Annotated in this window: 1 protein-coding gene; it reads right to left on the bottom strand. The window is 40.4% G+C overall.

The genetic code is table 11. The features are described from left to right. Positions 1–72: 72 nt before the first annotated feature. Positions 73–219: a hypothetical protein gene (locus tag PVK70_RS18875; protein WP_207216428.1), complete on the bottom strand. Its 147-nt coding sequence runs from the start codon at positions 217–219 to the stop codon at positions 73–75. Positions 220–591: the final 372 nt, after the last annotated feature.

The raw sequence follows: 591 nt of genomic DNA, 5'->3' as shown, positions 1-591 counted from the left end.
GGCGTTGTGCGTACTGAGTCCGAAATTTTTTGCACGGTTCATCAAAAGGATCGCGGCTTTCGTAGTTTCGGCTTAGTAAGCGTAAATTTCTTCTTTGTTACCTTTTGGTTTTCCTTTCATCAGGTTCGGCAAATTAGCCCTTATTTCCCTAAGTTCAGGCGTTTCAGAGGCTATTTTACGCTTCAATGTTCTTTGGTTATGCCTCATTTTAGTCTGCATCAGTGCTTTCCTCGCAGCATTTCCAATCCCAGTTGTGGCAAGGATATTTAGTTTATCAGTTCCAAACTTACTGAAACCAAGTCGTTCAAATGGCGTAAAAAATGTATCTGCTTTCCATTCACTTTATCTCGCAATTTAAGAACATTTTGTTCGCTTAATTACTACCGGTAAATTAGAATCAGGGCTTAGAAAATCTTGGCAGGGCAGTTCTTTATCAAGTTGACCAAGCCGAAAGTAAGCACGCACAACAATCGCATCAACACGATTTATTACATTCGGCGTTCTGGGTTTGCCTTTAGTTTCGTGATTAAGGCGGTTAATTCAGGTTGGTTTGCATAGTAATAAACGTGTTATGCCAGCGTTACACGAACT

It is taken from the genome of Aliivibrio sp. A6 (assembly GCF_028765505.1).
GTDB classification, from domain to species: Bacteria; Pseudomonadota; Gammaproteobacteria; order Enterobacterales; family Vibrionaceae; genus Aliivibrio; species Aliivibrio finisterrensis_A.
This window is presented reverse-complemented; position numbering and strand designations above follow the sequence as displayed.